The following is a 6817-nucleotide window of genomic DNA, read 5'->3' on the forward strand; positions in this document are numbered from 1 at the left end:
CAACCATGAGATAGAAAAAACCTTAAATGCCAGTTGCACTTCCCCCAGGCACCAAATATAAATCTCCCCCGGCCCCCTAAAATACTAAGTAGAAAAAGGAACACTAAATTCTTAAGACACTACAAGAAGGATACTATAGATATGTATTGGCAGACTGGCTTTTTATTTTCAAGAAGTCATCTTATCCGGTGGAGAAGCTCCGGAACTATACATTATGTCCACTTCATACCTCAACAATTCGGCTTCCAATGTGGGTATTGGAAGGTCGGCAGTAAATTGATTCGGATGGGGCAGCAATTCGGCAAACGTCAGCTGGGTTTGGCGAATGTGATTCCTACGTAACAGCAACAAGCTCCTGAAAAGCATGGAACGGCTGGCTATTTTAGTGACTGCCCCGCGTCCGCGGCCTTTCGTAAACTTTTTGAGTTTACTAGATTGCTTGCAGACCTCTTTAAGCGTGGAGAGGGGCATTCCAAAGATATCAGCAAGGCTTTTCAAAGAAGCCTCCAAAAACGGCGTTTCAGGGCTTGTATGGGTATCCAGATAGGCTACGATATCCTCTTCCCACTCCTTATAATGGGAACGCACTCGTTCTTCCCGAGGCTTTTTGAATTTATACCACCCTTCCCTACCCTTGAATTTTGCTTTTCCATCTGTCCAAAGCTCGAGTAAGTCTTCCACATATGAACGCTTTACGCCTTTATATTTTCCTGAATAAGCACTCTTCAGGATTCGTTCGAATTCTCTTTTTTTAAGGGGCTGTTCCAGGTTACTGTTGAATTGATCAAGTTCATTATAAGCTTCTTCGATTGTCTTATCACTTGCATAATTGGCAAGTGCAAGTGTCATTAGCGCATTATTGCGGCTGGATCCGTAATGCCCCTCCTCGATGTGTGTAGCTCGAATAAGCGCACGATACCAGTCGGAAGAGGTCTGATCTATTGCATTTGCATTCTTGTTGTAGACCACACGCAGGAAGTTCCTATTCTCCTGCTCTTCATACTGTTTGGACCAGGTAAGCAATTGGCCCGTATTGGCAGGCTGGTCATAGAAATCCAGTACATTGTCTTCTCTTGGGATGCGGTAGAAGCCGAAAGGGATACATCCGGTATCGACCGGTACATATTTCTTAAGCGCTTTTCGAATATTTTCCGACAGGCGCTCGGCAACTCTTAAAGCCTTGTAATCGTGTTTTTTGTTTATGTGGAAGGGAGTTTCCAGGACAAAGAAGACCTGGAATCCCCTTGGCGTTTCCAGCAGGAGATTTGGCCTTGGCAATCCCAGTTCCTCACATCCAAGATAAAGGGCGTACAGATCCACTTCCTTCGAATCTATATCAAGTCCTATGACATGGATTTGTTTAAGGTTTTCACGCTGATGCCCCTTGATGATACGGTTTTTGAAATCATAGTATGTACCACCTCGGTAGGTATTGGGTGTCCAGTGTGAGAGGTTTTGATACTTTTCCTGAAGCGTTTCGTAAGAGGTCACGACAAAGCCTTTTCCCTCCACGAGTTCTGCCTTGGACGGCGATACAAAGACCACGCCTTTACGATTCTTGGTTTCGCCCATGGTCTTCTCGTATGCCACCACCCTGTTTATTGGTTGGCGCGTACCCTTTTTTTTGTATAGAAGCAAGCCATCATGGGTCATAAATTGTATGATTTCGACGATTGAATGAAGACCTCTTTTATGATTTTCTGCCAATGGAGTTCCCATGATTCGCACCTTCCTTCTAATACTTGAATACAAACAACTAAAGTTAAAGAAATTGGACCGATTTCCACTTCTTAGATGGAACTTTTTGTTGAATAAAGTATATCGAACTCGACTTTTGAAAAAGGGTGCTCTCTAAGGGAAATGCACCAAAAATAAAAAAGATCCTGAGGCTTAGAGCCCCAAGGGATTGAAAAAAACATCAAATTTTTTTATTATGCAGGTTCCGCTCGCTTTTTGCACCAAAAAGGCCAATAATGGACCATTTTTGCACATGTGTGAAATTGAATGGGTTCCTGAAAAAGCCTGTCATAATAAGCTTTGTTAACGTTGAACCAAATATAATGCCAAACAGGTTCCGCTCAACTTTTTGGGCTTGTGGTGCACTTTTGGTAAACAGATTCCGCTCAACTTTTCAATTTTTCATCAAAAGCTGAGTGCAATTTTATGATTGAGAAAAATAAATAGGTGTTGAATGGTTGTTTCGCCAACGTTTGTCCCTCCTACACAGGTTCCGCTCACTTCGTCTCCAAAAAAATAAGTTTGGTGCATTTTTTTCATATGATAGTACACAGGGTCCGCTCAAATTCAGTGTATTGGTGCATATTTTACTCAATTCCCCAAAAGGATTTCAAATTGGAATTTTTCTAAGAATCCATGATCACTAAAAAATGGTACACATATAGGGTATATGTGGTGCATTTCATCAGTAAATGGTACACAAGTTCCGCTCACAAGCTAGAATAATGGTGCATTTCTTGAATGCTAGAGTTCATTTAAAAAATCAAACAGTGCTAATAGTGAAGAGGCTGACTACCCCTCCTTTCTCCTTAAAGCGTTCAGATAGTGGGAATTCCTTATTAATAGAAGTGTGATGAGAATTAGACTGGAACTGGTGCATATGCACCATTATTTCGAAACCTGTGTAGTAAATGGTGCATTTACTCTTCGAAATGTGGTCCACTCTTGTTATAATGATAAAAAAGTGGTGCATTTTAGATAAAAAGATTCTAATCTTTCCACCCAAGGATTCCCTGCAATAGAGAGGATGGGGTTGTTGTTGAGGTATCAGGATATACATGATCGTATGATTTTGAACTATGAGTTCCTGAAAATTTCTATTTTCGAAGAAACCAAGATTTTGTTTGAAGATCGTCCTTATATTTTGGATAAATGGAAACAGGAAGCCTATTGTATGACGGAGGAAGAGGTAAAAAATCAGGTTCCGGGCTTTTCTATGGGACCAAGCTTTCGGGCCTTATTTTCCTTGTTCACTCAAACGTTATACTTCGAAAAACTTATAACAAAAGAAATGATAAAAAAGGCAGTGGACAGTTATCAGGATACAATCAAGGTCATATTGGCCGGCCATTTCATACACGAATTCCCTATGGATGAGATAAAACGCAGTGCGAACGAAGAGAAAATAAGCGAGGCCTTGAGCCGCCACTATATCTATTCAAGCATGGATATTGATTATCATTTAATGAGAGACATCGTGACAAAGAAAAAGGACTTTAAAAAAGGAGAGGCTGGTCTCTTGGCAACCGAGATTATAGACAATCGTGGACATGTTAGAGGATTAGCTGAAATAAGGCCCCCAGAATCACAGAAAGCTGAGCTAGCCTCCGATCAACAGGAAATGTGGCTTGAACTGATAGAATCTACTATAAATTCATTGGATGAAATGACCGCCGACCTCTTTGACTTAATTACATATTTATGGATGGTCTCGCCCAAGTCCGTTGACGGGTATATTGAGTTTCATAGCAATGATGCCTTACAGCTTAGAAACCTGAAGAAACGGACAGCACAAGGACGGGAACTGGACTTCCGTGAGGAAGATCGCTTCAATATCATGAAACGGGTTGCAGCCCTTTCAAGCATCTGGATCTCTCTGGGCAATCAACAGGTAAAGGTGATCAACACCCAGGATATCCAGGACAATGAACTTTATGAATTCAAGGATTTCCAGAGAATGTTCGAAATCGGAAAAATCCGTGTTGCTTATGATAAAAAGACTGGCGAAGCAAAAGGGATATATGCCGTACAGGTAAAGCCATCCCCTGTTCTTACCCCTTACTTAGATGGACCCAATCGCACACTAGGCTTGTTGGATTTAAAAGTGTTTCAGTATAGCCACTACACACAGCGCGAACACAAGCGATTGACCCGCTACCTAAATCTACAGTGGAAAATCAGGACCATTAGAAGGTCCTTGCATCAACCGTTTAAGGTCTCTACCCTGTTGAAAACAATGGACATATCCAGTCGATATAACGGGGTGCAAAAAAGAGATAAGTTTGAAAACGTTTTGGATGAATTGCAAAAGGACAGCGTGATCAGTAGCTGGAGCTACACCGAGGAGATCGATGAGGAACAAGTTGGAAAAAAGGGATGGTTCCAAGGGTATTGGACCAAGTTAAATGTACTCATTCTACCAACAGACATTATCGTTAAAGAGAACCAGAAAAAAATGATGATAAATTCAAACCGCTTGGTGAGTGAGGAAATTATTGAACGGATGAATCAGATAAGTCACGAAAGTTCGGTTTCAGAAGACCTTTTTTTCTCCCAGGACTTTTTACTAAATGAATTGGCTCCAACACTTGAAATAGAAGACTCCATTGAGGTTCCATCCAAAGTGACATCCGTGATCACCAGTAGCCTTCCGAAAACAGAGCAGCAGGTATTTCATTTTGGACCGGAAAAGGACTTGCCTCTTTCTCCTGAGACGATGAGAGAGATGATGGATTCCCAAAATATGAGTATCCGACAGACGGCAGAGGAAATTGGCATTTCCCACTCTACCCTTTCGCGATACCTCAGAAAAGAAAATAAGCGTCAAAACAACAAGAACGATGAAAAAATGCTCAATTGGATAAAAGGAAAATCTAAAAGACAAAACTCTAATTGATGATCGTTAGAGTTTTGTCTTCTTGTTTACTTCCTACATCGGAACGGGGAATTTTCACTTGCATGCATTTTGCATTCAAAATTGACAGTTGCATACAAAAAGCATACAATTAAATTAGATTTTAATGAAAATAAATGAAGTCGAGGAGGAATCTAATAAAAATGGCTAGATTTGTATCAGTTGATGTTGGTAATGATGCGGTTAAAGGATTCTTAGGAAGTATTGAAAATCGTGTATACATACCGAACGTCATTGCAGAAGTGCAAGACCGGGAAATTGTGGAGATGGAAAAAAACATATTGAATGGATTACATGTGGAGATTACTTCATCCGCCTTAAAAAATAAAAACGGAAGTTTTGCAGTCGGAAAGTTAGCATCCAAGTACCCAAATAATGACGAATTAACGCCAGATCAAGATAAATCCGAGAGTGACCAGCCTGTCATCATGCTATTGACAACCCTTGCTTATGATGCTGTGGGACAATTTCCTGAAGAAGATGGTGTGATTGAAGCCACTTATTACTTATCAACAGGATTGCCCCTGGATGAAACTAAACAAGGAAAAGCCAAAGACTTCCGAAAAAAATTGAAAAACTCCCAACATGAAGTGGAATTCTTAAAAACCCCTTCCCTAGAAGGTAAAATTGTTCGGATTAAATTCGAGCAAATCCTTGTGAATACGGAAGGATTCGCAGCATTTGTGGATTTGACAACAAATAATGACGGTTCTACCAAAAACGAAGAACTCATAGGAAAAACAATCCTCATCAACGATATTGGGGGCTTATCAACGGACTCAGCCATCATAACCGATGAAGCTGAAGTGGATAATGAATACAGCAATGGAATAAAAAGAGGTGTATCCACCTATTTGGATAATATTATCAAGAAAGTGTATTCCAAATACAAATACACCATTAAAAGTAGACGCACACTCGTAGAAATCATCACAAATGAACATCCTGATGAACAATATCATATCTGGGTTAATGGGAATAGAGTCTCCATAAAAGATATCATTGATGAAGAATTATCCGTTTTAGCCAAAGAAGAATATAAATTGATCAAAGATATGTGGCGGAATGTTCCGGACATAAGACTGGCATATCAAATTGGGGGCGGATCCTTGGTGTTAAAACCTTACTTGAATGCACTGAATCAAGCCGACAAAGACTACCCTCTCCGTTTCGTTTCGGAAGATGACAGCGTATGGATGATTACACGAGCCTATTTTAAAATTTTGCTTATGTATTTACAAAGTAAAGGGATATCTACACAAAACGTGGCAGCTACAAAAGAGTGATATAAATCCATGGAACAATTTGAGCCTGGAAAAACCATCTCTTTTCGCTTACCCTCTGACACCCCTTTACATGTCAGTGAGTATTTAATAAGCAGGAAAAAGGAATTAGGCAGGAAATTCAGTAGTGAAATAGCTCCGATCTTTGTTAAGGCGGTTTCGCAAAAAGCCTTGGGGAATACAGATAGTGATCAAATCACCATTAGTCTACCCGAAGGTTTGACAGCTGAACAAAAGGAATGGATGAACCACCCTAATACAAGGGCATTGATTGGTCAACTTCTTTATCAGGTAGTGACCAAGCCTACTAAAGCCTTTGAATTTAATCAGACTCTTGAAATTAAGCAAGAAGAAAAAACCGCATTTAAAGCAAATGCAGCCATTCAAAAATTTGCACAAAATACATTCTTAGATTTTGACGACGACGACTAACCCTATCCTTTGATGGGGTTTTTCCTATTATAGACAAAATCAGTCAAAATCTGAGAAAGGACATTACTTATAGAAAGTCAAATACATATAGAATGCTATATAGAGCACAAAAAACCTGTATTCTGCATATATTTGGTTACTCAATCGGTTGGAATGTTACCCCTCCCCCAAAATTGTACCAAACGAATCACTTTATATAGACCATTTGTGTTCTGTAAGCTATACATAGTCTATAAATTTTAAAGGATCAATCTACCCTTGCTCCATAACTGGCTTTAACTTTCTCCTTAAATAAGATCAAATAAAAATAATAAATCAAAGTTGGCCATCTAATAATTCTTTTTTATTTTGATATTCATTACTAGTCTTATATAATATTATTATTCCTGTGGTCCATTTGTGTTTTATGTTCCACATATAGGCTTAAATTTAAAGGCTACATTTAAACCAT

At 39.5% G+C, this 6817-nt stretch carries 4 protein-coding genes; 3 read left to right on the plus strand and 1 reads right to left on the minus strand.

The features are described from left to right. Positions 1-168 precede the first annotated feature (168 nt). On the minus strand, positions 169-1719 hold the full coding sequence (locus N9I19_RS23530) for a primase C-terminal domain-containing protein (protein ID WP_317779161.1): 1551 nt from the start codon (positions 1717-1719) through the stop codon (positions 169-171). Positions 1720-2773: 1054 nt separating this feature from the next. Between N9I19_RS23530 and N9I19_RS23535 the strand changes: the two genes are divergently transcribed. From N9I19_RS23535 to N9I19_RS23545, 3 genes are all read left to right on the plus strand, one after another. Then, a complete protein-coding gene (locus N9I19_RS23535; protein WP_317779162.1) occupies positions 2774-4633 on the plus strand; it encodes a helix-turn-helix domain-containing protein in 1860 nt (619 codons plus the stop codon). 161 nt (positions 4634-4794) lie between these two features. Continuing rightward, positions 4795-5937 (plus strand): ParM/StbA family protein, encoded by a 1143-nt coding sequence (locus N9I19_RS23540; RefSeq protein ID WP_317779163.1) that lies wholly within the window; start codon positions 4795-4797, stop codon positions 5935-5937. A gap of 9 nt (positions 5938-5946) precedes the next feature. Next, a complete protein-coding gene (locus N9I19_RS23545; RefSeq protein WP_317779164.1) occupies positions 5947-6366 on the plus strand; it encodes a hypothetical protein in 420 nt (139 codons plus the stop codon). Positions 6367-6817 lie beyond the last annotated feature (451 nt).

The organism is Peribacillus sp. CSMR9 (assembly GCF_033141925.1).
Classification (GTDB): domain Bacteria; phylum Bacillota; class Bacilli; order Bacillales; family DSM-1321; genus Peribacillus; species Peribacillus simplex_A.